This window comes from Methylobacterium sp. P1-11, assembly GCF_008329595.1.
Lineage (GTDB): Bacteria > Pseudomonadota > Alphaproteobacteria > Rhizobiales > Beijerinckiaceae > Methylobacterium.
Genome location: NZ_NPKS01000016.1, coordinates 1 through 23726, shown reverse-complemented (window position 1 = coordinate 23726; position 23726 = coordinate 1). Strand labels below are relative to the sequence as shown.

Sequence of the window (23726 nt, the reverse complement as noted above, 5' to 3'; positions counted from 1 at the left end):
CCCGCGACGCTGTTTCAGCGGGGTCGGGTCGATCTTCCCGCGACCTTCCAGCGACCTTCGCGCTGACGGCGCGCCCGGGATTCGCGGACGAGCGCCGCAGCCGCCCGTCGAGGCGGCCGAAGGCGGCGCGGATCTGCACCAGTGGAGCGGAAACTTTCGGCGACGGGCCGCGCGTCTGCGCAGGGCGGCGGGCCGGCGCGAACCGGCCGGTCGGCAGGCTCGTTGCATCAGGGTGGCCGTCCGCCGTTCCGCGCGGGCGCCCTTCATCGAGGGTCGGCCATGCGGCGACGCCGCCTGCTGTCCGGGGTGTTCGCCGTTCTGTCGCTGGCCGGCCGCCGTGTCCGCGCGGCCGATTCGGGCGTGGACCTGCTCCTTGTCCTGGCGGCGGACGTGTCGCTCAGCATCAGCGAGGCGCGCTTCGACCTCGAGCGCAGGGGCTATGCCGAGGCTTTCAGTGATCCGCGCGTGCTGCGCGCCATCGGCGATGGCCCGACCGGGCGCATCGGCGTCGCCCTGTTCGCCTGGGCCGGCCCCGGCGAGCAGCAGGTCGCGGTCGACTGGATGGTGGTCGGCTCGGCGCGGGATGCGGCGGATTTCGCCGCGCGTCTGCTCGCCGTGCCGCGTCCGTTCTACGGCCGTACCGCGATCGGATCGGCGATCGGATTCGCCACCGACCTGCTGGCCCGCGCGCCGTTCCGCGCCGAAAGGCGGGTGATCGACATCTCGGGGGACGGCACCGGCAATGCCGGACGCTCCATCGCCGAGGCCCGCGACGCCGCCGTGGCGGCGGGCATCACCGTCAACGGCATCGTCATCCTCACCGAACCGGAGGGGATGCCGGCTTTCCTGAAGGAGCACACCAATCCGGCGGGCGGTCTGGCGGCGTATTACCGGAGCGTCGTGATCGGCGGGGAGGGCGCCTTCGTGATGACCGCAGAGAGCTTCGCGGCCTTCGGCCGCTCGCTGATCGCCAAACTGGTGCGCGAGATCTCCTGACCGTCACCCGGATTCCAGAGGGCCGACCATCGATGCGCCTTGCCGTTCTCCAGTTCACGCATGAGACCGTGACGTTCCTGCCGAACGACACGACCCGGGACGACTTCCTCTATCCCGGCTCGCCGGCCGCCGGGGCGGCACTGCTCGCCACCGATCCCAAGGGCTACATGGGCGGCTTCGTGCAGGTGGCGCGGGAATATGACGGTGTCGAGCTGGTGGGCATCACCTCGCCGCTCTGGCCGCGGACCGGCACGGCCTCCGGCTGGATCACCGCGGACGCCTACGCGCATTTCCTCGGGCTCATGGTCGCGGAATTGCGGGCGCAGGGGCCCTTCGACGGCGTCTATCTCGCGCTTCACGGCGCGATGGCGGTGCGCGGCGTCTCCCGGCCGGAGGCCGACATCGCCCGCCAGGTCCGCGCGGCGGTGGGCGAGCGGGCGATCCTGGTCGGGACCTTCGACCTGCACGGCAACGAGGATGCGGCCTTCCTCGACCATGCCGACATGGCCTTCGCGGTGAAGTACTTCCCGCATTACGACGGTCACCTCCAGGGCCAGCGCGCCGCCCGGATGATGGTCCGCGCCGTGCGCGGCGATTTCCGACCGGCGCATCGCACCCTGAAAGTGCCGATCCTCTCGCCCACCGCCGTGCAATGGACCGGCGCCCCGCCCTGGTCCAATCTCGTGCAGCGGGCCCTCGTCTGGGAGGCGCGCGAGCCGGACGTGTTCGTCAACGTCTTCTTCGGCTTCCCGTGGGGTGACGCGCCGGATGGCGGGATGACCGTCCAGGTCATCACCAACGACGACCCGGGCCTCGCCGACCGGGTCGCCCGGGACGTCGCGGATTTCGCGTGGCGGCATCGGCGCGCGCTGCTCGAGGCGACACGGATCCATCCAATAGCCGAGGGCGTGCGCCTCGCCCGGGAGGCGGTCGCCGACGGCGCCGCGCCGGTCGTCCTCGCCGACCATAGCGACCGGTCCGGCCGGGCGACCTGGCTGCTGCGCGAGATCCTCCGGCAAGGCCTGCCGCGCGCGCTCATCGCCACCGTCGCGTCGCCGGAGATCCTAGCGGCGATGGACGGCGTTGCCACCGGCGACCCGTTCGACGCATCGGTCGGCGGCGGCGGCGATCCCTCTGCGGGTGATCCGGTGCGGATCACCGGAACCGTGCTGCGCGTCGTCGCGGCGCCGGAGCCCGGCGTTGCCGGGAGCGGCGGTGGCGGTGGGCGCTGGATCTGCGTCGCCTTCGGGAGCGGCAACGTGCTCGTCTTGAGCCCGCAACTCGCGCAGGTCGTCGAGCCCGACGAGTTGTGGCGCCTCGGCCTGGAGGCCGCCGATTTCGATGTCGTGGCGATCAAGTCGCGGGTCCATTTCCGGCGGGGCTTCGACGACAGCGGCTATGCCCGCACGATCCTGCTGGTTGAGCCCCCGGAGCCGTTCATCGGCACGGTGCGGCTCGATCACCTCGCCTACGAGACGATGCGGGCCGCCGACTTCTACCCCTACGGCGATCCGGCCGGCCCGGTCCCGTCCGGTCGCTGACCGGTCCCGCGGGGACGACAGGTGGCGGCCGCCGTCACCTCCGGGTGCTCGCCCTGCACGTCCGGGAACGCTAGGCTCATCCCGCACGCGCTCGGTGAAGCGCGGCGAGGGAGAGACGGAATGCGGATCTCGGCCGACCGGCTGACCGACTATGTGCGGGATATCTTCGTGCGCGAGGGCTGTGCCGAGCCCGAGGCCGAGCGGATCGGCCGGTTCCTCGTGGGGGCGAACCTCACCGGCCACGACAGCCACGGCGTCGTCCGCGTCACCCGCTACGTCGAATGGCTGCGCGCCGGGGAGGTCGAGGGCGGGCGCACGCCCGAGATCGTCACGGACGCCCCGTGCTTCGCCCTCTTGGACGCCCATTACGGGTTCGGTCAGACAGCCGGCCCCTACGCCACCGATCTCGGAATCGCCAAGGCGCGGGAGAACGGGGTCGCGATCGTCGCCCTCCGGCATGCCGGGCATCTCGGCCGCATCGGCGAGTGGGCCGAGCGGGCGGCGGCGGCCGGCCTGGTCTCGGTCCATTTCGTCAACGTGGCGGGCAGCCTTCTCGTGGCGCCCTTCGGTTCGGTGGAGCGCCGGTTCTCCACCGCACCCTTCGCGGCCGGCTTTCCGGTCCCGGGAGGCGAGCCGATCATCCTCGACTTCGCCACCTCCCTGGTCGCCGAGGGCAAGGTGCTCGTCGCCTCCCGCGGCGGCAAGCCGCTGCCGGAGGGCGCGCTGATCGAGCCCGACGGCCGCCTGAGCGCCGATCCGGCGACCTTGTTCGGACCGCTGGAGGGCGTTGAGCGCGACAACCAGCGCGGCCGCGGGGCGATCCGGGCCTTCGGCGAGCACAAGGGGTCGGGCCTCGCGCTCATGTGCGAGCTGCTCGCCGGCGCGCTCACCGGCTCCGGCACCGCCGGGCCCGGGCAACGCCGGATCTGCAACGGCATGCTGTCGATCTACGTCACGCCCGCCGCCCTCGGCACCGAGGATGCGCTCGCGACCGAGACCCGGGCCTATCTCGACTTCTTCAAAAGCGCCAAGCCGATGCCCGGCGCCGAGGTCCTGCTGCCGGGCGAGCCGGAGCGGCGGATGCGCGCCGAACGCCTCGCCGAGGGCGTGCCCCTGCCCGAACCCGTCTGGGAGACCCTTCTCGCCGCCGGCCGGCCGCACGGCCTAGACGGCAATGCCTACCGCGCCTGAGCCGGCCAAGTCCGGCCGGCTTTGACGTCGAAGGCCCGCGCCCCGGCCCTGCGCCCCGTGGCGGCGCGCTGATGGCGGGCGGCCCGAGCACATCCCAGGAGAGTTCGATGTCCAGCTACCCCGTGATCACCCTCCGGCCGGCCGACGGCGTGGCCGTGGCGCGCGGCGCCATCGCGCCGGGCACCCCGGTCGCCGACGGCGTAACGGCCGCGGAGCGGATCCCGGCCGGCCACAAGGTCGCAATCCGCGATCACCGCAGCGGCGAGCCGGTGACCAAATACGGCCAGATCATCGGCTTCGCGAAAGACGACATCGCGGCCGGCCAGCACGTCCATGGCCACAATCTCGGGATGGGCGAGTTCGCCCGGGACTATGCGTTCGGGGTTGATGCCACACCGACGCGGCTCGTCGCGCCGCCGGCGACCTTCCAGGGCATCCGCCGCCCCGACGGGCGCGTGGCCACCCGAAACTATGTCGGCATCCTCACCTCGGTGAATTGCAGCGCCCACGTGGCCGACCTGATCGCCGACGCGTTCCGGCGCCACCCGATCCTGGGCCTCGACCCGCTCGCCGCCTACCCGAACGTCGACGGCGTGGTGGCGCTGACGCACAAGACCGGCTGCGGCATGGCGATGGGCGAGCCGCTGCGGCTCCTGCGCCGGACGCTCGCGGGCTACGCGCGGCACGTCAACTTCTCGCACATCGTGATGATCGGACTCGGCTGCGAGGTGAACCAGATCGGCGCCTTCCTGGAGGAGCAGGGGCTCGGCGACCGGATCCGCAGCATGAACATCCAGAGTCTCGGCGGCACCCGGAAGACCGTTGAGGCCGGGATCGACTTCGTGAGGGGCATCCTGGCCGAGGCGGACGTGGTCCAGCGCGAGCCCGTGCCCGCGAGTGAGCTGATCGTTGCCCTGCAATGCGGCGGCTCGGACGGGTATTCGGGCGTCTCGGCCAACCCGGCGCTGGGAATCGCCAGCGACCTCGTGGTGCAGAACGGCGGCACGGTGATCCTGTCGGAGACCACCGAGACCTACGGGGCCGAGCACCTGTTCACCCGCCGCGCCGTCAGCCCGGAGGTCGGCCAGAAGCTCGTCGACCTGATGCATTGGTGGGAGGAATACACCCGCAAGGAGGGGTCGGAGATCGACGCCAACCCGTCGCCGGGCAACAAGGCCGGCGGCCTGACCACGATCCTGGAGAAGTCGCTCGGCGCCATGGCGAAGGCGGGCAGCACCAACCTCGTCGACGTGCTGCGCTACGCCGATCCGGTCACCGCCAAGGGCTTCGTGTTCATGGACACGCCCGGCTACGATCCGGTCTCGGCCACCGGGCAGGTGGCGGGCGGGGCGAACCTCGTCTGCTTCACCACCGGACGCGGCAGCGTCTTCGGCTGCAAGCCGTCACCGTCGATCAAGATCGCCACGAATTCCGCCATGTATCGGCGGCTCGAAGAGGACATGGACGTGAATTGCGGCACGATCCTCGACGGCGAGGAGACCGTCGAGCAGGCCGGGCGCCGGATCTTCGACCTGATCCTGCGGGTCGCCGGCGGCGAGCGGACGAAGAGCGAGCAGTTCGATTTCGGGTCATCGGAATTCGCGCCCTGGCAGATCGGCGCGACCGTGTGAACCGTCGTGGCATCGCCTCTCGCGGCCGTCGGGAGACCTACAGATCCGTTCGCACCACGTGCGGGAAGCCCAGGATGAAGTCCGGGCCGAAGGCGGTGACCGGCGTGTGGAATCCCGGGGCGACATGCCCCGCCGCGACGCGACGCGCGGCCTCCACGGCCGTCCAGACCGTCAGGGTGTAACCCTCCGCGGTCTCCATCCGGCTCGCCGCGCGGCGGCCGGCGCCATCCCAGGCTTCTGCCAGGAAGGTGCTGCGGGCTCTCTGCCGCGCGGCCGCCGACGGGCCGGCGGGCAGCCGGTCGATGCCGCGGTTGATCAGGCGCTGAGCGGTGCCGCCGGCTATGATCTTCCGGAGGCCGGCGGGCAGGCCGGCCGCGGCCGCCATCGCCGGAAAGGCCTCGAAATAGACGTCGATGTTCGGGACCCGGGTCGAGTACCACGCGCTCGACACGTCGCCCCAGCCGAGGCCCACGGTCCGGCGCGGGCCGTAGCCGAAATCGGCGGTGGCGCGGGGCGGGCTCGGCAATTCGACGATGCGCCCATCGCGGCGCACCCGCGTCCCCCAGGCGATACCCTCCACCATGGTGCGGGCCGTGCCGCGGCTGAAGCCGCCGAATCCGCCGATGGAGATGCGCAGATGCGTCGCGCCGGGCAGGCGCCCGGCCACATGGGCGGCGAGGCAGTCGCTCGGCACCACGTCGAAGCCGGCAGCGGGCAGGAGGACGATGCCGGCCGCCTTCGCCGCCGCATCCCGGGCCGCGAGGGCCTCCAGAACCGCGATCTCGCCGGTGATGTCGATGTAATGGGCGCCTGCGGCGAGACAGGCTTCCGCCATCGGTTGCGCCGTCTTCGAGAACGGGCCGGCCGCGTGGATCACCGCCGCCACGCCGGCGAGCGCAGCGCGCAGGGCTTCGGACTCGTCGAGCCCTGCGACCCGCATCTCCAGGCCCAGCCGGCCCGCGATCGGCCGCAGCGTATCCGCATTGCGCCCTGCCAGGATCGGTTTCAGGCCCTGCTCGACGGCGTGGGCGGCCAGGAGCTGCCCGGTATAGCCGGTGGCCCCGTAGATCAGGATCTCGCTCATGGGGCGCTTCTGCCACCGCTTCCGCGTGTGTCAAAGCGCGCGGCATACGGCCTCTGCCGAGGGTAGGGATGCACCCATCGGAGCGCGACATGGCGGGCGACCCGGGACGTCGGACCCGCCGCCATCGGGAGCAGCGGTAGCATGTTCAAGCGAAACACCCGGCCGAGTGCATGGCGGGCCGGCGGAAGGGCTGCCGGCTGGAGCGCTGTTCTCCTGGCTCTGGCCACGCCCACCTGGGCGGGTGATGGGCCCGCCATCTTGAAGGCGCCGTCCGATCTGACCGCCGGCATCGCGGCCATGCCGCAGATCGCTGCGCCGGCCGACGATGCCGAGCGGCGGATCAACGCGGCGGTGAAGCGCCTCGACGCGAAGGCCCTCGAGGCGGCGCGGGAATGCAAGTCCGAGGGTGGACAGTATGATTACTGGGAGCGGGCCGTCGATGCGCCGATGCGAGGTCCGCGCTTCCTGAGCTACGTGATCACCGACAGCTGGCTCTGCGGCGGCCCGCACCCGAACAGCAACACGATGTCGATCGTCTACGACCTCACCACCGGCGCCCCGGTGGATTGGACCACGCTGCTGCCGGCTTCCCTGACCGGGAAGCTCGCCCTCGCCGAGGGCCCAGGCAGGACCAGGATGGTGACGCTCGCCTCCAAGACGCTGCACGCCCTCTACCTCGCGGGCTATCGCCCCAAGACGGCCGGTCCGAAGACGGACGACGCGGACAAGGAATGCCGTGAAGCGGTCACCGAGACCTATGATGGCCAGCCACCGGCCATGATGGCGTGGCTCGACGCCAAGGCCGGGGGCCTCGCGGTGCAGTTCGACCTGGTGCATGCCGTCCAGGCCTGCGCCGATACGGTGGTGATCCCCGTCGCCACGCTGCGCCGTGAAGGGGCCCGGCCCCTTCTGGCGGACGCGCTGGAGGCCGCCCATGCGCAAGCCGTGAAGTGACGGGATCGCGCGTCCAGCCTGTGGTCGTCCCGCGCCCTCCTTCGCGGCCGGGTGGCGCATCCCGTCTGTCGGCGCGCGCCACCAGGACTTTCGGGCCCTTGGCGGCGGTCGCGAGACGATTTGCGCGGGTGGAAGCGCATCGTTGGACCGAGTTCACCAGCGGGTGCGCTTCATCAATCCGGATCCGCTTCTGCGCGGACGGGTGCGCCGTCCCGGTGACGGAAGGTCGCGCTCGGTCGCCACGGACCATGACAGGTCGGTCGGGCCGGGCCGCCCGGACGGCCCTCGGGCTTCGAACTGGACCCCAGAGGGTGTAGCCTCATGCCGTGACGGCGCGGCGGCACCGTCCCCTGTCGGAGGGCGGCCCATGTCCGGAACCGGCATTGTCGAAGCTGCGGCGATGGGGGCAGACGGTCCGTTCCGTGCCTTCGCGGCAGACCTGCCTGATCGGTCGGCCCTGCGGCAGGCCGTGGTCGCGGCCTGCCGGCGGCCCGAACCCGATTGCGTGGCGCCGCTCCTCGAACAGGCGCGCCTGTCGCCCGAGGCCGCCCGGCGCGTCGGCGAACACGCACGGCGCCTCGTCGAAACCCTCCGTCGCCGGGGCCGCCGCGGTGGCGTCGAGGGTTTGATTCACGAATACGCGCTGTCGAGCCAGGAGGGCGTGGCCCTGATGTGCCTCGCCGAGGCGCTGCTGCGCATCCCCGACACGGCGACGCGGGATGCGCTGATCCGCGACAAGATCGCGGGCGGCGACTGGGCGGCCCATCTCGGGCACAGCCCGTCGCCCTTCGTCAACGCGGCCACCTGGGGCCTGCTCGTGACCGGGAAGCTGGCCGCGACCCGAGACGAGGCGGGGCTGTCGGCCGCGCTCTCCCGGCTGATCGCCCGCGGCGGTGAGCCGCTGATCCGCACCGGTGTCGATCTGGCCATGCGCATGATGGGCGAGCAATTCGTGGCGGGGCGGACGATCGCCGAGGCGCTGCGGCACGCGGCGTCGCTCGAAGCGAAGGGCTTCACCTACTCGTACGACATGCTCGGCGAGGCCGCGGTGACCGCGGAGGACGCCGAGTGCTACCGGCGCGCCTACGCGGATGCGATCCGGGCGATCGGGGCGGCGTCGGCCGGGCGCGGCGTGCTCCTCGGACCCGGCATCTCGATCAAGCTGTCGGCGCTCCATCCGCGCTATGTCCGGTCGCAGCGCGACCGGGTTCTGGCGGAACTCTATCCCCGCGTGCTCGATCTCGCCCGGCTCGCCCGGGCCGACCGGATCGGCCTCAACATCGATGCCGAGGAGGCCGACCGTCTCGACCTGTCGCTGGACATCCTGGAGCGGCTCGCCCTCGATCCGGATCTGTCTGGCTGGGACGGACTCGGCTTCGTGGTCCAGGCCTACGGCAAGCGCTGCCCCTTCGTCATCGACGTGCTGATCGATCTGGCCCGCCGCAGCCGGCGGCGGCTCATGGTGCGCCTGGTCAAGGGGGCTTACTGGGACAGCGAGATCAAGCGGGCACAGGTCGACGGAGCGGCGGACTTCCCGGTCTTCACCCGGAAGGTTCACACCGACGTCGCGTATCTCGCCTGCGCGCGCCGGCTGCTCGCGGCGCCCGACGCGGTCTTCCCGCAATTCGCCACGCACAACGCCCAGACCCTGGCGAGCATCGTCGAGATGGCCGGCCCGGATTTCCGGCTCGGCCAGTACGAGTTCCAGTGCCTGCACGGCATGGGCGAACCGCTCTACGAGGCGGTGATCGCCGGAGAGCTCGCACGGCGCCCCTGCCGCATCTACGCGCCGGTGGGCACGCACGAAACCCTGCTGGCCTACTTGGTCCGGCGGCTTCTGGAGAACGGCGCCAACACCTCCTTCGTCAACCGGGTCGCCGACGATTCGGTATCGGTCGCGGCCCTGATTGCCGACCCCGTCGCCGCCGTCGAGGCCATGCCGCTCCCCGGAACGCCGCACCCCCGGATCGTGGCGCCCCGGGACCTCTACGGCCCGGCGCGCGCCAACGCCGCCGGTCTCGACCTCGCCGACGAGGCGGCGCTCGCCCGTCTGTCGGAGGGGTTGCTGGCGAGCGGCCGCATCGTCTGCCGGGCCGTGCCGTCAGGGGAGGAGGATGCAGCGGCCGGCGAACCGATCCGCAATCCCGCCGACCACCGGGACATCGTCGGGTACTGCCGACCGGCGACACCCGCGGCGGTGTCACGCGCCGTGGCGCAGGCGGAATCGGGCGCCGTCCGCTGGGCGGCGACGCCGGCGGAGGCGCGCGCCGCCTGCCTGCGGCGGGCCGCCGATGCCTTCGAGGCGCAGATGCCGTGTCTGGTCGGGCTCATCGTGCGGGAAGCCGGCAAGACCTACGGGAGCGCCGTCGCGGAGATCCGGGAGGCTGTCGATTTCCTCCGCTACGACGCCGCCGAGGCCGAGCGGATCCTGAGCGGAGTACACGAACCCCTCGGGCCGATCGCCTGCATCGCACCGTGGAATTTCCCGCTGGCGATCTTCGTCGGGCAGGCCGCCGTCGCCCTGGCGGCGGGAAACACGGTCCTAGCCAAGCCCGCGGAGGAGACACCCTTGATTGCCGCCGCGGCGATCCGGTTGCTCCACGCCGCCGGAATCCCGGAAGAGGTGCTGCATCTCCTGCCGGGTGACGGCCGTGTCGGCGCTGCCCTGGTCGAGGATCCGCGCGTGCAGGGCGTCATGTTCACTGGCTCGACGGCGGTGGCCAAGGACATCCAGCGCGCGCTGGCGAGACGGCTGAACCGCTTCGGCGAGCCGGTGACGTTCGTGGCCGAGACCGGCGGCCAGAATGCCCTCGTGGTCGACTCCTCGGCGCTCACCGAGCAGGTGGTGGCCGACGTGATCGCCTCCGCCTTCGACTCCGCTGGACAGCGCTGCTCGGCGCTCCGGATCCTCTGCCTGCAGGAGGAGATCGCTGACCGCACGCTGCGCATGCTGAAGGGAGCCCTGCGGGAACTGCGGGTGGGCGATCCGCGGCGCCTCGCCGTCGATGTCGGGCCGGTCATCACCGCCGAGGCCGCCGACCGGATCTCCGGGCACGTGGCGAGGATGCGCGCGCGGGGCTTCCCCGTAGAGCAGTACCACCTGCCGCCGGAGGCCGGCGCCGGGACCTTCGTGCCGCCGACCCTGATCGAGATCGGGGCCGTCGCCGATGTCGAGCAGGAGGTGTTCGGGCCGGTGCTGCACGTGCTGCGCTACCGCCGCGACGGCCTCGACGCGCTCCTCGCGGCGATCGATGCCACCGGCTACGGCCTAACCTTCGGGCTGCACAGCCGCATCGACGAGACCATCGACCACGTCCTCGACGACGTGCGGGCCGGCAACCGCTACGTGAACCGCAACATCATCGGCGCGGTGGTCGGCGTGCAGCCCTTCGGCGGCTCCGGGCTGTCAGGAACGGGCCCGAAGGCCGGCGGTCCGCTGGCCCTCGGCCGCCTGCTGCGGCGATCGCCCGCCGCCGCCAGCGACGGGCTGCCCGCCGACGATGCGGCGCTGCGTCCCTACACGGCGTGGTTGCGGTCACGGCACCGCCACGACCTCGCGGATAGGATCGAGGCTGTCCACTATCCCGGCCGCGACGCGATCGCGCTGGCCGGTCCCGTGGGCGAGCGCAACCTGTACGCGCTGCGTCCCCGCGGGCGGTTCGCGGCCGTCGCGGCGACCGAGACGGGGCTGCTGCTCCAGATCGGCGCGATCTTCGGCACCGGCAACGCGGCGGTCGTCATCGGGCCGGACGGCTGGGGTCCGGTCCTGGACGATCTGCCGGCGACGTTCGCGGCGCGGGTCGCTCGGGCTCCGGATCTCGACCGCGCAGGCGATATCGACGGCATCCTGTTCGCGGGCGAGTCTGCCGACCTGCGGGCCCTGAACAGGGTCGTCGCGGGCCGCGACGGGGCGATCCTGCCGATCCAGACGCGCAGCACGGACGCGCTGGCCGCCGGCGACCTCTACGATCCGGCCGGCCTCGTGGAGGAGATCTCCACCGCGATCAACACCGCGGCGGCCGGCGGCAATGCCAGCCTGATGAGCGTCGGGTGAGCCAGCAGCCCGCGGTCAGGACGAACGGCGCAGGTTCCAGAACAGGGGAAGCCCGGTCAGCATGCCGTCGAGGTCGCGCCGATAGGCGGTCGGCTGGAAATACTGGCCGCAGGGCAAGTAGGCGCCGACCTCCAGCGCCCGCGCCTGGATCCGCGCCGCCAGGGCCTTCTGGGCGTCGAGGTCCGGCGCGTCGAACCACGCGCCGCGCAGCTCCTCAAGGGGCGCGTCCGTCAGCCAGCTCGGCACGCCGGCCCGGCCGTTCCCGCGGGCGGCCAGATGGTAGGCCGGCGAGAGGTGGTCGAGCCCGCCGGAGAAGATGCCGAACATCGACCAGCCGCCCTGGTCCAGGGGCTTGGCGTTCAGGATCCGCTGGTTGACCGTCCCCCAGTCGGTGGCGACGACGTCGAGGTTCATCCCGATCTTGCGGCAGGCATCGGCCATCACCTCGCAGATCGCGTTGATCCGTGGCACGTCGGTCCCGGAGAGCAGCACGACGCGCTCGCCCTTGTAGCCCGCCGCCGCCAACGCCCGCTTCGCGGCGGCGAGGTCGCGGGGGCCGGTGAGCGCCTCCATTCCCGCGGAGGATGCCATCGGTCCGCCGGACGTGAAGATGCCGACGGGACCGCGCCGGATCGTCGGGTCGCTGCCGGCCACGGCGTCCATCATCTCGGTCTGGTCGACGGCTGCGAGCAGCGCCCGGCTGATCGCGGGATTGTCGAAGGGCGGCAGGGTGTGGTTGAGGCGGATCTGGCCGATCAGCCCGGCGGTCTCAACCAGATCCACGCGCAAGGCGGGCTGGCGGTTCAGGTCCGGCACGAGATCGACGAGGGGCTGCTCCCACCAGTCGATCTCGCCCGAGCGCAGGGCGCCGGCCGCGGTCGCGCCGTCGGGGATCGTGCGCCACTCCACGCGGTCGAAATGCGCGATCCGCGGTCCGGCCGTGAAGCTCGGCGTGCCCTCGGTGCGCGGTCGATAGGCCTCGAACCGGCGGTAGACGTTGAGCGAGCCGGGGACCCGCTCGTCGGCGACGAAGCGGAACGGGCCGCTGCCGACGATCTCCGGTACCGGCTGCGTCGCGGGCGTCGCGCTCAGGCGCTCCGGCATGATCACTGGGACGTAGGAGGTCGGCTTCGCCAGGGCGTCCGGCAGGAGCGGGAAGGGGCGCTTGAGGCGGAACTGCACCACCGTGTCGGAGGGCGCCGTGAGTTCGTCCACCGTCGCGAACAGGGCGCCGCCGTAGGCATCGCGCTGCGCCCAGCGCTTCAGGCTCGCCACCACGTCGCCGCCGCGGACCGGCGTCCCGTCGTGGAACCGCAGCCCGTCCCGCAGGGTCAGGCGCCACGTGAGGCCGTCAGACGCAACCTCGTGGCCCGCCACCATCTGCGGCTGCGCGCGGTAGGCGGTGTCGAGGCTGTAGAGCGTGTCGAACACCATCAGCGCGTGTGTGCGCGTGACGTAGTTTGTGGTGACGATCGGATCGAGGAGCGCGAGATCCGCGTAGGGCACGAACCGTAGCGTCGTTGCCGAGGCCGCCCGGACCAGGGCTGGCCGCGCGAAGGCCCCGGCCATCAGGGCTCCGGCGCCTGTCAGCAGGGTGCGTCGCTTCATGAATCGATCCCGGTCACGACGGCGTGCGATCCGGCCGCAAGCCGGGTACGCTTGCAAGTGGTGCGCCACTGCCGCGCTTCGATCGGGATACGAAAACCCGCCCGGTCCAGGGGCCGGACGGGTCGGTCGTGATCGCCCTACGCGGGCCCTCAGGCGGCGCGCGACCAGCGGATGTCGCCGAGGCTCTCGCGGAAGGCGAAGCGCGCGAGGTGATCGGCCACGACGTTCTCCAGCCGGGTCAGATTGACGGGGTCGGAGCTGTCGATGCGCATCACCAGGGCGTCGGGCTCAGCATCGAAGGTACAGACGCGGTCCTCGCCAAAAGGCACGGTGCCGTGATCGGGGGTCGCCTCGACCTTGAACTTGTGGCTCCAGTGCCGGCAGAGCTGCTGCAGGTAGCGGCTCGCCTCGGTGGTCTGCACGCGGGCCTGAGAGGTGGGCATTCCGTCGGTCTCCAGATGGATGTGAAAACAGCCTGTCGGTGACGGTTCGTCGCTCGATCTCGCAGGTGCGAGATAGGGTGGCCTCTGAGCAATTGCCATGCCCGGCGCCGACGGATCCGTCTTCGCCGCCTGTGTTGAAGGTCTGTCCGAAGCGTTAGCAGCGGCTTAACGCGACGGGCCACCGCAGCGCTTGGCGGCGCGGCGTTGCTGTCCTGCACCCGTCTCCGCGCCGAATTATGGCGCGATGCACAAACTTCCTCAGGCTGGCGGCGCGGCGCGGTCGGTCCGGACGATGACCTTTCCGGGGTTGAGCAGGTCCTCTGGATCGAGGGCGGCCTTGAGGCGCCGCATTAGGTCGAGCCCGACCGGATCGCCGTAGCGCGCGAGTTCCTCGCGCTTTATCAGACCGACCCCGTGCTCAGCCGCGATGGAGCCGCCCAGCGCGTGCACGAGGTCGTGAACGATCCGGTTGAACCGGCCCCATTCGGCCAGGAACTCCGCGGGCGGCGTACCGGGCGGCTGTGACAGATTGAAATGGATGTTGCCGTCGCCGAAATGGCCGAAGCCGCAAGGCCTCAGACCCGGCATCTCGGCAAGGCAGGCCGCGCCTGCCCGCTCAAGGAACTCGGGGAGGCGGGAGAGCGGCACCGACACGTCGTGCTTGATCGACGCACCCTCGCGGGTCTGCGCTTCGGGAACGCCTTCGCGCAGGCGCCAGAGTGCGGCGTTCCGGGCCCCGCTGGTCCCGATCGTGGCGTCGGCGATCAGTCCGTCCTCAAGGGCTTGCCCAAGGGCCGATTCCAGCTCGGCCCCCGTGTCGGCGTCCGGGCGCGCGGATGCGACCTCGATCAGCGCGTAGGCGCCGTGCGCGCCCTCCAACGGACGAACCGTCCCCTGGACGTGGCGCAGCACGATCTCCAGCGCGAAGGGCGGCAGGTACTCGAACGCCGTGAGGTCGCGGTCCATCCGGGTGCGCAGGAAAACGAACAGGTCCAGGGCTGCCCTGGCCGAGTCGAGCCCCACGAAGGCGACGCTCGTCGAGCGCGGCCGCGGGAACAGCTTCAACACCGCCGCGGTGACGATGCCCAGGGTGCCCTCAGAGCCTATGAAGAGCTGTTTCAGGTCGTATCCGGCATTGTCCTTGCGCAAGGCCCTGAGCCCATTCCAGACGCGCCCGTCGGCGAGCACGACCTCGAGCCCGAGCACGAGGTCGCGGGCGTTGCCGTAGGCGAGCACCGCGATCCCGCCGGCATTGGTGCTGACACCGCCGCCGATCCGTGCGGAGCCCCGCGACGCGTAGGAAAGCGGGAACAGCATGCCGGCGGCCTCGGCCGCCTCCTGCACATCCTGCAGGATCATCCCGGCTTCCACCGTGATGGTGGCGCCCACCGGATCGACCGCGCGCAGGCGGTTCATGCGCTCCAGGGACAGGACGACCCCGCCTTGCGGCACGCCGGCGCCGGTGAGGCCGGTATTGCCGCCGAGCGGCACCACCGCGACGCCGGCCTGCGTGCAGGCGCGGACCGCGAAGGCGACCTCCTCGGTGCTCTCCGGCCTCAGCACGGCCAGCGCCGACCCAGTGAACAGGCGGCGGCTCTCGGTCAGGTAGGGTGCCAGCGCGTCCGGATCCGTCAGCACGTGCCGCGCGCCGAGCCCGTCCCGGAGCGCGGTCAGCAGGGTGTCGAGGTCGGCTGTCGGCGTCATCGCGACAATTGTGTAGGCCAGAGGAGGCCGGACGCAAGCGCCGGTATGGCGCACGCCGATGCGGACCTTACAACGATGATGTAGGGCACGGGCGTCGTCGCGCCGGGCCAACCGGACAATCCACCGCAGAGGCAGAGATGCTCTCCGTCATCCAGAACCCGCCCCGCATCGCGCTCCCGATCATCGGCAGCAGCGACTTCTTCCCCGTGCGCCGCGTCTACTGCGTCGGCCGCAACTACGCCGCCCATGCCCGCGAGATGGGTGCCGACCCGGACCGGGAGCCGCCCTTCTTCTTCATGAAGCCCGCCGACGCCCTGCAGATCGTCGGTTCGGAGCCTACGGCCCACGCCTACCCCCCGAAGACCGCCAACTACCATTTCGAGGTTGAGATGGTGGCCGCCCTCGCCAGCGGTGGCAGCGACATCCCAGCTGAGACCGCCCTGGAGCACGTCTACGGCTACGCCATCGGCCTCGACATGACCCGGCGCGACGTCCAGGACGAGGCTAAGAAGATGTCGCGGCCCTGGGACACCGCCAAGGCCGCCGACGGGTCGGGGCCGATCGGTGCGCTCCACCCTGTCTCCGTCATCGGCCACCTGGAGAAGGGCGCTATCACCCTGTCGGTCGACGGCGAGACCCGCCAGAAGGGCGACCTCGCCGACATGATTTGGTCGGTCGCCGAGCAGATCGCCTACCTGTCGGGCTACTTCGCCCTGCAGCCGGGCGACTTGATCTTCACCGGCACGCCCTCCGGCGTCGGTCCGGTCCTACGCGGCCAGCGCATGGTCGCGGCGATCGCCGGCCTCGGCGCGATCACCCTCGACGTCGTCTGAGCAGCGCACCCGCATGCTCCTCGATCGGCCGCTGCTGCGGCGCTTGTTCCATCTCGGGGCGCTCGCGTCCCGCGGCATGACCCTCGGCGTGCGCGGCGTCGCCCTCGACGGCGCCGGGCGCGTGGCCCTGGTGCGTCACACCTACGTGAGTGGCTGGCATCTCCCGGGCGGCGGCGTCGAGCGTGGCGAGACCGCGCGCGACGCGATGCTGCGGGAGTTCCGCGAGGAGGCGGAGATCGTCCCTGAGGGAGAGCCGCGCCTGCACGGTCTCTATCAGAACGTGGTCGCCGCGCCCCGAGACCACGTCGTCCTGTTCGTCCTTCCGGCCTTCACGGTCCTGCGCCCCAAGGCGCCGGACCGGGAGGTCGCCGAGTGCGCCTTCTTCCCAGTGGACGCGTTGCCCGAAGGGACGACGCGGGGGACCCGCGCCCGGCTCCGGGAGATCCGCGACGGCCTCCCGCCGGAGCCGAATTGGTAAATCGGCACGGTTCGCGAAAAGGGCGCTTGCGTCGCCCGGCGGAATGGTGTTTAGAGAGCCGCGCCGGGGGCCGCCGGCACGGAAGTCCAGGCGGCGCGGCACAGTGAGCGGGTGTAGCTCAGGGGTAGAGCACAACCTTGCCAAGGTTGGGGTCGAGGGTTCGAATCCCTTCGCCCGCTCCAGTTTTCCCAACCAGACGAACGACTTACAAGGCCGCAGCCCTGCAGCCTTAGTCGTTCTTAATCGACTTCGAAATCATTTTCGATGGCCGGCCGCTTCGTCCCTGAAGCAGGCTGGACCGTCGTTGTTCCGATCGATCGGTCTCCCCTTAACCAGCGTAGATTTCCGGATCGGGCGGTGCGGCTCGGCGGGCGGAGAGCGGTTCGGGTTGAAGGCGGAGATCCTTCGGCGTGCTGCCGGGTAATCCTACTGGATGCGGGCGATCATTACTGGCAGTTGCGCCGGCTGGTGCGTGATACGTCGGTCGGTCGACGCGTGAGGTTTTCGGCCCACCGCACCGGGCGTCGCGTCACGCATCCCGTTTCCATAGCGCTGCCAGGGGCTGCCATGCTGGGGCCAGCGCGAAGCGCGTCAGCGGGATCAGCAGGCCGCCGACCGCTAACCCTATCAGGCCCGACGCGATCGCGGTGACCAGCCATTCGACGAAGCCCGTGGCGAACGGCACGCGTGATACGACGGCTGCCGCGGCCTCATGGGCGGCATGTGCAGGTGCAGACAGGCCGTAGGTCTCCAGCCCATGCATCAGGATCCCGCCACCGACCCAAATCATTGCCGCCGTACCGATGATAGCCAGGATCTTGAGTAGGATCGGCATGCTGCGGACCACGCCGCGCCCGAGACCGCGGATGAGGCTTCCGAGTGGCGGTGTTGCGGTGCTGCGTGCGAGGGCGAGACCGACGTCGTCGGCCTTCACGATCAGCGCGACCACACCGTAGACGCCGGCGGTGATGCCTACGGCGACGACGGCCAGAATGCCCGCGCGCATCCAGAAGCTGCCCTCCGGAAGGGCCGCGAGTGTGATGGCCATGATCTCGGCCGAGAGGATGAAGTCGGTCTTGATCGCGCTCGCCACGCGGCGGTCTTCGCGCGACCGATCGCCTTCGGCGCATCCCTCACGGTCATCTTGATCGCCGTGTGCGCGATGCGGGACAAGGGTCTCGTAGACCTTCTCGGCGCCTTCATAGCAAAGGTAGGCGCCACCCAGCATCAGGAGTGGCGTGATCGCCCAGGGTGCAAAGGCGCTGAGAGCGAGGGCGCCTGGGAGCAGGAATAGAAGTTTATTGCGGAGCGAACCGACCGCGATTTTGCCGACGATCGGCAACTCGCGTTCCGCCGCGAAACCGACGACGTAGCGCGGTGTAACCGCCGCATCGTCGATGACGACGCCAGCGGCCTTCGTACCCGCCTTTGCCGCCTGCGCTGCGACGTCATCGAGGGAGGCCGCCGCAGCCCTGACCATGAAGGCGACATCGTCCAGTAAGGCAATCAGTCCGACGCTCACACGTCTCCCCTCATCCGCGATCAATCCGCCAGACAGACGATCCGCAGCTGGGTTTGATCCGTTGCCGTTAAAAAACGGGACCTCAGAGCGTGCTCAACTGCTTGCCCTCTCATCGATGCCAGGCTTCGAGGAGCAACAGCAGGCTTTGCACGACAGCGAGCAGCAGCGTCAGGGCCTAGATGGCCAGGAACGCGATCAGCACCCAGCCAGTCATGGTCACCATGTGGAGCAGGTTGCCGATGTCGTGACCGGCGACCAGGCAGGCATACGTATGCGCCTCGTTGATTCGGCACCCGGTGACGCTCGTCAGCGCGAGGCCAGTGGCGAAGGACGCTGTCGGCAACCACGTGATCAGCAGCAGGATGAGGATGACGCGCAGGCGTCGACGGGACGGGCTCGGTCGCACTGGATCGCGGCCACTCAACGGTCGGTCACCTCCAGACCGGTGCGGATCAGTGGGGCGTGCGCGTCCGGCACGCCGGGTGCTTCGGGCGATAGGGCCTCAGGATCACCACCCCGTTCACGGGTGGCGGCGATTGATGCCGCGGCAGGGGACGTTGACGCCGTCACAACAGTGATCGAAGAGGCCGAGGGTGCGGACGACACGGTACCGGGTGGCGTTCTGGAGGTTGCCGTAGATGGCGCCCTTGTCGAGGTGGACACCGAGAGACTCCTGATCGATGCACGGTCGAGCGCTCGCCTGGGCGTGAGCTAGGCGGCGGCGGCGCGAAGAGCGGCACTGGTGAGTACGAGAATCGCCCTGTGGGTTACGTTGCATCGCCGAACTTGCGTGATCGCGTGTCCGTCTCGACAGGGATATGGGCACGGACCGCGCGGCAGCGCATTTCGTCGCGCGACGACGATGAGACTGATGAACCGCGCCCGCTGCCACAGTCTTCGGCCTGTCTCTGACGACGGCGTAGGATGCGAGACGCCCGGCGCCGCGATCCGGATTCGCTTCGCTGAGATGGCCTCTCCCGAACCCGGCCTATCCGGCTCGCCTGAAACGAATCCATCAGAGTAGCTCGGCAATCGATAATTCGATGCAAACGAGTGGCGCGCGACATGCAATGCGGGACCACTGACCGAACCGGTAACAATGTTCCCGACGATTCGTTGACCTGTCGGCCGACAGGCGCCATCAAATAATCGCCCGACCGGTTAGATATCGTTCGGTAGGAGCACAGGTTTCGTTAATTATTACAGGTATAGAGAAAGTCGTGGCGATGAAGACAATTATCATTGCGGGTTTCGGTGCGCTGTTGAGCACCGCCGCCTCGGCGCAACCGGCAACCGAGTTCCTCGGGCGCGATCTGCGCGACCGCGGCGCGGCCTACACCGCTACGGACCGAGCGCGCGAGGATTTCGGCGTCGCCCGTGAGCGCGCAGCCGAAGGAAATTATGTGGGTGCCGCTATCGCCCAGGAGCGCGGTGCGGTCGAGCGCGACCGGGCCGACCGCGATGTTCTCGCGGCCGACCGTAATCGCGAAATCTATCGCCGGACCCGCTGAGGAGTCTCGCGCGGCGATCGCCCTGCGATGGCTCGCCGCGCCAGCGCGGTCGCGAGCTGGTTGCACGAAGCCGTTCACAGCGCCGACGCTTCTTGGCGCGGCGTCGCCGAGGCAATGATCTCTTCCCGGGGGACCGGATGCGCCAGGCATTGCAAAGTACTGTGGTGGGCGCCTGCCCACCCGTTCGATCGCGCTTCCGGCACATGCAGCTGTTTTTCGCTCTCCTGAGCCTGGGCCTTGTTGGGGCAGGGCTGTTGGAACCGACAAAATCGGCCAAAGCCCAGGAGGGGCCGAGCTACGCGGACGATCAACGCGGCATCTTCCTGCCGTTTCTGAACGCCCCGGAAGCCGGTGACGTGATCACCAAGTCGCCTCGTCTCGGCCTTTCCTTCGGCGGCGCGGTGCGACCCGTTTTAGTGGACACCGGCTCCACCGGCATCGTGGTCTCGGCTGGCCGCATTCCCGCCAATGAAACGCTGCCCAGCGAGCCGGGGCGCCTGACCTATTCGAGTTCCGGCCGGATCATGATCGGACGCTGGATCCGTGTGCCGGTCACCCTGTGGGGCCGCGATGGCCAGAGCGTGGCCACGCAGCCCATCCGGGTTCTCGCGGTCGACCGTATCGACTGCGCCGAACGCGCCCGCAACTGCACGCCCGAAGAGGCGCCCAGCCACGTGGCGATGATGGGCATCGGATTCGGCCGCGAAGACGACAGCCAGACCCAGAGCACGCCGGACACCAACCCCCTGCTCAATGCGGAACCGCCCGGTCCCGGCGCATTGCGTCGCGGCTACGTGCTGACTCGGCGGGGCGTGCATGTCGGCCTGACGCGCGCCAATACGCGCGGCCGCTACCGCTTCGTGAAGCTCGATCCGCACCCGCGCGCACAGGGGGACTGGCTTGGCGTCCCCGCTTGCATCACCGTCGACGGGCGGGAGCCGGGCGTCTGCGGGCGCGCGCTTCTCGATACCGGCGTCACCGGCATGTTCCTGACGCTGCCGCCCGCACAGGTCGCGGACAGCGTCCGGACCGATGCAGCTGGTCACGACGTACTCCGATCCGGAACGCGCCTGAACTTCCGCTTCGGCGACTCGGCCGGCTACGCGATCATTGTCGGCGATCACGCCTCGCCGCTCGCGCCCGAGCGCATCGTCCTCAATACGACCCGCCCGCAGCCCTTCGTCAACACGGGTCTGCACGTCCTCAATGGCTTCGACGTCCTCTACGACGCCGACCGCGGATATTACGGGTTCCGCCCTCGCAGCACGCTTTCGGCGGCCGACGATCGATGACCGGCAGGCTGGCCACCCATCCAATCTGCAGTTCGATGCCCGAGTCTTCCATGTTACGCAAAGCCCTTGTCGGCATCCTGCTTCTCGTCCCCACAGCCGGGTTCGGAGCGCAAGCGGATTGCAACCAGCCCGCAAACCAGATGGAGGCGGGTTTCTGCACGGGGCAGGCATTCGATCGGGTCGATGCAGAACTGAACCGAAGCTACACGACCTTGAGTAGCAAACTCGACGACATTGGCCGGCGCAATCTGGTTGCCGCCGAGCGGGCGTGGATCACGTTCCGGGACCTCGAGTGCAACCTGCGGACCGGATACAACACGTCGAAGCCCGACGACAATGGAAGTCTCTCGCCGATGCTCCTGGGCGAATGCAAGATCACACTGACGCGCCAGCGCATCCAGGACCTGGCGGCGCAGATCAAATGCCCGGGTGGCGATCTCTCCTGCCCGCCGTGACCGGCACGTCACCCCGTCCCACCAACCCCCTGCTCAGACGTGGCATCTCATGATTATCGTTACGACCGAGAATATTCCGAACTACCATGTGCGTGAGGTGCGGGGCCCGTGCTTCGGCGCCGTGGTGCACAGCCGCGGCGCAGTGGGCAATTTCACCGCGGGGCTGCGCAGCCTGATGGGTGGTGAAATCAACGAATACAGCCAGTTGATCGAGCAGGCCCGGTCTCAGGCCATCGACCGCATGGCACAGAACGCGGCGCAACTCGGCGCCAATGCCATCGTCATGATGCGCTTCGATACGGCCGACACCGACCAGTCCATGATGGGCGTCGTCGCCTACGGCACGGCTGTGATCGTCGAGACTCGTTAAGTCGCACGTCACGAGCTCAGGCCCAGACTGAACGAGCAACCTCGCTCCGGGGCCATGCCGCTCGGTCTGGCCGCGGTAAGGTCCCCAACAGACTGTCTTAACCCTCTGTTGCCCGCGCTTTCCGGTCGCATCCGGTTGACGCGGAGCGCATGAATCAGGCTCGACAACCATGTCCCACACTCACCATAAGCCCTTTCGGCTGCTGAACGCCGCAGTTCCCACCCTCGTCGGGCTGCTCGCCTGTGGGGTCATGGCGGCAACGGCGCGCGCCGATCAGCCCTCGGCGAAACTGTGCCTGAACGAAACCTCGACGCCTGGCACCACGGATTGCATGTCGCGCGCGCTTCAGGAGGCCGATGCGAAGCTCAACGCGGTCTACAAGAAGGCGATGTCCGTGATCGACCACGATGATCGCACGCAGGACCCGAGCGCCAAGGCCGTCTGGAAGACTCAACTGGAGAAGGCGCAGCGGGCCTGGATTGCCTTCCGGGACGCCGATTGCGGCGACCTGACCTACAGTGAGTGGTCCAACGGGAGCGGAGCGAACCCGGCTGTCCCCGCGTGCCGCTACGACAAGACGGTGCAGAGAACCGCCGACCTTCTCAGCCGCTATCCGCTGCACTGAAATCCGGCCGGAACGGTGTTGGCAATGTAGACGGATGGACAGGTCGACGCCCTGAACGCCACCACCAACATCTCGTAATACCAAGGGTGCCCTAAAGAGCCACGAAAATCTGCGCGCAATCCGATTGATTGCCGGTCGTTATTTCGTAAAAACTATTCCAGGTAGACATGCCCGGCACGGATGCCGAACTATCTCGGCCATCGCGTCGGAGATAGAGATGCATTATTACGCGAATGCGATGAGAAACTATGCCAGTTTTTCAGGTCGAGCGTCGCGATCTGATTACCGGTATTGTGTTCTTATTTGCGTTGTAATTTGCTTCCTGGCCGGCTTCGGTGATGGATTTATACCTGAATTTTCAGGACACATGAGAACCCAAATATATTGTCTGCGATCGTTCATCTCGTGCACTCCGTTCCTTCTCTCTCCATATTTGTTCGCAGGCTCCACGATACCGACCGGTCCGGTTGGTGGTATTTCGCGGCTGTTACGATCGTGGGGCTTATTCCGCTCTTCATCTTCTCGGTGATCCGCGGAACTGCCGGCCCGAACAGGTTCGGGCCGGATCCGGTGAATACCGAGGCCCCTCTTGCTGGCGGGCCAACGGTTCGTTTCGGTTGAGCGTCCATATCTGGATCGCGCCGTAGAGATAGAGAAATGAATTCGGCGGGATTGCACGTAAGACATTGGGGCCTGCCAAGATCCAGCGCTGGGCGACAGGGTTCAGGCGATGGCCCATGATGCGGCAATGTCGGCGGCAGCAGGGCGGCACGTCCTCCGGCTTCTCGGCGTGGCGGGGCCCGGTCTTACCGGCAGCGCGACAATAAGAACCTTGCGCCGTCGGTCGTTCGGTCAGTCTCCGGTGCGCATCCCGGGATGGGCGCACCGGCACAAGCCCTTTTCGACTGACCGGGTCTTCCGCTTTTCGGGCACGATGACCGGAAGCGAACCGTCCCCGGCCCTATCCTTCGGCAAGCGGACCGATCAGGGCCACAGCATCGGCGCCCGGTCCTCAGGTGGCGTTGTTGGAACCAAGCGGTTCCGACGCCAGTCGCCGCGCGCAGGCATGATTTCTCCTTGACCAGCACCCGCTCTTGCCGGCGCGGCCGCTCGACCTCCCGCGAAGATCCTCCATGCCCATGACCCTGGTGCTCAGCCGGAGCGCGCCCGGGCTAACACCTGCCGGCACCTGGATGCGAGGAGGCGCTTCGGATCCCGACCGGTTCGCGTGCCGTCGAGTCGAGCCGGGTATTCGGCGGTATCCAGAGGCGCGCACCCTCAATGCAAACGGCCGGAGCTGTGCTCCGGCCGTTGCGTCGATGACGAGAGAGGTATTTACCGCAGGAGCTGGAGAACGCCCTGCTGTGCGGAGTTGGCCAGGGACAGGGCCGAGATGCCCATCGACTGACGCGTCGACAGCGCCTGCGAGTTGGC

The 23726-nt window shown here is 69.3% G+C and carries 20 protein-coding genes and 1 tRNA gene; 15 read left to right on the top strand and 6 right to left on the bottom strand.

Features of this window, described 5'->3' with window-relative positions; translation table 11 throughout:
• The first annotated feature begins 279 nt into the window (after positions 1-279).
• From CIW48_RS17180 to CIW48_RS17165, 4 genes are all read left to right on the top strand, one after another.
• Complete coding sequence (locus CIW48_RS17180) at positions 280-996, top strand: DUF1194 domain-containing protein (protein ID WP_149311860.1); 717 nt, start codon at positions 280-282, stop codon at positions 994-996.
• Between the two features lie 32 nt (positions 997-1028).
• The gene (locus CIW48_RS17175) at positions 1029-2537 is read left to right on the top strand and encodes a M81 family metallopeptidase (protein ID WP_149311859.1); all 1509 of its coding nucleotides are present in this window, start codon (positions 1029-1031) and stop codon (positions 2535-2537) included.
• A gap of 120 nt (positions 2538-2657) precedes the next feature.
• Positions 2658-3728, top strand: coding sequence for a malate/lactate/ureidoglycolate dehydrogenase (locus CIW48_RS17170; protein ID WP_149311858.1), 1071 nt, complete (start codon positions 2658-2660; stop codon positions 3726-3728).
• Positions 3729-3835: 107 nt separating this feature from the next.
• Positions 3836-5359: an altronate dehydratase family protein gene (locus CIW48_RS17165; protein ID WP_149311857.1), complete on the top strand. Its 1524-nt coding sequence runs from the start codon at positions 3836-3838 to the stop codon at positions 5357-5359.
• Between the two features lie 37 nt (positions 5360-5396).
• On the opposite strand, the gene CIW48_RS17160 is transcribed toward CIW48_RS17165, so the two are convergent.
• On the bottom strand, positions 5397-6443 hold the full coding sequence (locus tag CIW48_RS17160; RefSeq protein WP_149311856.1) for a saccharopine dehydrogenase NADP-binding domain-containing protein: 1047 nt from the start codon (positions 6441-6443) through the stop codon (positions 5397-5399).
• A 141-nt stretch (positions 6444-6584) separates the two neighbouring features.
• On the opposite strand from CIW48_RS17160, the gene CIW48_RS17155 reads away from it, so the two are divergent.
• Together CIW48_RS17155 and putA are read left to right on the top strand one after the other, a co-directional pair.
• Positions 6585-7397: a hypothetical protein gene (locus tag CIW48_RS17155; RefSeq protein WP_149311855.1), complete on the top strand. Its 813-nt coding sequence runs from the start codon at positions 6585-6587 to the stop codon at positions 7395-7397.
• A gap of 367 nt (positions 7398-7764) precedes the next feature.
• A complete protein-coding gene (gene putA / locus CIW48_RS17150; protein ID WP_149311854.1) occupies positions 7765-11451 on the top strand; it encodes a trifunctional transcriptional regulator/proline dehydrogenase/L-glutamate gamma-semialdehyde dehydrogenase in 3687 nt (1228 codons plus the stop codon).
• Positions 11452-11466: 15 nt separating this feature from the next.
• Here the strand turns inward: putA and CIW48_RS17145 are convergent, their stop codons facing one another.
• The 3 genes from CIW48_RS17145 to CIW48_RS17135 form a co-directional block, all read right to left on the bottom strand.
• Positions 11467-13059 (bottom strand): ABC transporter substrate-binding protein, encoded by a 1593-nt coding sequence (locus tag CIW48_RS17145; protein ID WP_149311853.1) that lies wholly within the window; start codon positions 13057-13059, stop codon positions 11467-11469.
• Between the two features lie 149 nt (positions 13060-13208).
• Positions 13209-13502: a DUF2218 domain-containing protein gene (locus tag CIW48_RS17140; RefSeq protein ID WP_091778894.1), complete on the bottom strand. Its 294-nt coding sequence runs from the start codon at positions 13500-13502 to the stop codon at positions 13209-13211.
• Between the two features lie 258 nt (positions 13503-13760).
• Positions 13761-15206 (bottom strand): FAD-binding oxidoreductase, encoded by a 1446-nt coding sequence (locus CIW48_RS17135; RefSeq protein ID WP_149311852.1) that lies wholly within the window; start codon positions 15204-15206, stop codon positions 13761-13763.
• Between the two features lie 137 nt (positions 15207-15343).
• Between CIW48_RS17135 and CIW48_RS17130 the strand changes: the two genes are divergently transcribed.
• From CIW48_RS17130 to CIW48_RS17120, 3 genes are all read left to right on the top strand, one after another.
• Positions 15344-16039, top strand: coding sequence for a fumarylacetoacetate hydrolase family protein (locus CIW48_RS17130; RefSeq protein ID WP_149311851.1), 696 nt, complete (start codon positions 15344-15346; stop codon positions 16037-16039).
• Between the two features lie 13 nt (positions 16040-16052).
• Entirely contained in the window at positions 16053-16517 is a 465-nt protein-coding gene (locus CIW48_RS17125) for an NUDIX domain-containing protein (RefSeq protein ID WP_149311850.1), read from the top strand.
• Between the two features lie 107 nt (positions 16518-16624).
• Positions 16625-16699: transfer RNA gene (locus CIW48_RS17120), tRNA-Gly, on the top strand.
• Positions 16700-17046: 347 nt separating this feature from the next.
• Here CIW48_RS17120 and CIW48_RS17115 read toward each other — a convergent pair.
• Together CIW48_RS17115 and CIW48_RS17110 are read right to left on the bottom strand one after the other, a co-directional pair.
• A complete protein-coding gene (locus CIW48_RS17115; protein ID WP_149311849.1) occupies positions 17047-18039 on the bottom strand; it encodes a DUF808 domain-containing protein in 993 nt (330 codons plus the stop codon).
• Positions 18040-18214: 175 nt separating this feature from the next.
• On the bottom strand, positions 18215-18463 hold the full coding sequence (locus CIW48_RS17110) for a hypothetical protein (protein WP_246695288.1): 249 nt from the start codon (positions 18461-18463) through the stop codon (positions 18215-18217).
• A gap of 796 nt (positions 18464-19259) precedes the next feature.
• Between CIW48_RS17110 and CIW48_RS17105 the strand changes: the two genes are divergently transcribed.
• The 6 genes from CIW48_RS17105 (at position 19260) to CIW48_RS17080 (ending at position 22913) form a co-directional block, all read left to right on the top strand.
• Positions 19260-19550 carry a hypothetical protein gene (locus CIW48_RS17105; protein ID WP_149311848.1) on the top strand — a complete coding sequence of 97 codons (291 nt, stop codon included), beginning with the start codon at positions 19260-19262 and terminating at the stop codon, positions 19548-19550.
• Between the two features lie 137 nt (positions 19551-19687).
• The gene (locus CIW48_RS33305) at positions 19688-20842 is read left to right on the top strand and encodes a hypothetical protein (RefSeq protein WP_246695287.1); all 1155 of its coding nucleotides are present in this window, start codon (positions 19688-19690) and stop codon (positions 20840-20842) included.
• Between the two features lie 50 nt (positions 20843-20892).
• A complete protein-coding gene (locus CIW48_RS17095) occupies positions 20893-21297 on the top strand; it encodes a lysozyme inhibitor LprI family protein (protein ID WP_149311847.1) in 405 nt (134 codons plus the stop codon).
• Positions 21298-21346: 49 nt separating this feature from the next.
• The gene (locus tag CIW48_RS17090; RefSeq protein WP_149311846.1) at positions 21347-21667 is read left to right on the top strand and encodes a YbjQ family protein; all 321 of its coding nucleotides are present in this window, start codon (positions 21347-21349) and stop codon (positions 21665-21667) included.
• Positions 21668-21836: 169 nt separating this feature from the next.
• Complete coding sequence (locus CIW48_RS17085) at positions 21837-22292, top strand: lysozyme inhibitor LprI family protein (protein ID WP_149311845.1); 456 nt, start codon at positions 21837-21839, stop codon at positions 22290-22292.
• Between the two features lie 384 nt (positions 22293-22676).
• A complete protein-coding gene (locus CIW48_RS17080) occupies positions 22677-22913 on the top strand; it encodes a DUF805 domain-containing protein (RefSeq protein WP_173009294.1) in 237 nt (78 codons plus the stop codon).
• The last annotated feature ends 813 nt before the right edge of the window (positions 22914-23726 follow it).